Annotated in this window: 2 protein-coding genes; both read right to left on the reverse strand. The window is 72.2% G+C overall.

Annotation, left to right across the window (positions count from 1 at the left end; genetic code table 11):
- On the reverse strand, nt 1–189 hold a 189-nt coding region (locus AC1DWF_RS35600), incomplete at its 3' end, for a VOC family protein (RefSeq protein WP_476843166.1).
- A partial coding sequence (locus AC1DWF_RS35605; protein WP_476843167.1) for a hypothetical protein occupies nt 174–640 on the reverse strand: 467 nt, incomplete at its 5' end. The genes AC1DWF_RS35600 and AC1DWF_RS35605, both read right to left, overlap by 16 nt.

Here is a 640-nt window from a genome sequence, read left to right on the forward strand (position 1 = left end):
CCACACGCCGCGGCGGCGCAGGCTCAGCAGCCCGGCGCCGACCCGGAAGCTGATCCAGTTGCCGCGATCGGTCTCGACGGGGAATTGCAGGATGTCGCGATAGAAGTCGCGCGTCGCCTCGAGCCTGTCGCAGAGCAGGACGGTGTGGTCGAGGTTGCGGATCTCCCGCAGGCTCACGGTGCCGGCCATCCGCGGATGATGTCGCGCGCCGCAGGCCCCAGCGCATCGGATTGCAGCACCAGGGGATCACCGAGGATCGCCGCCGCCAGCGCCTTGTCCAGCATCACCGAGGACAGCAGCGCCAGCGCGTCGGCGGGGCCGTCGGGGCCGTCGATCGGGGCGGGAAAGCCCAGGGTCTCCGCGAAGACCACGCGGTCCTCGCGGACGGGGTCGTCACGCAGCATCCAGTCGAAGAACTGCCGCTGCCAGGAGAGCGCGCGCGGCTGGTGCGGGCCGATCACGACCGCGACGGCATGGTCCCAGTCCAAGGCCGGATACTGCTGCCGCCAGCGCGCCACCTGCGCGCGGAACTGGTCGAGCGTGGAGCCGACCGCGACGCGGAAGCCCCTGTCCGTCGCGGCACGGACGCTGGCGCCGAGGGTGGTCAGCGTGGCCTCGTCCACCTCGCCGCGCTGGTGGA

The sequence above is a fragment of the Aminobacter sp. P4_D5 genome (assembly GCF_056401815.1).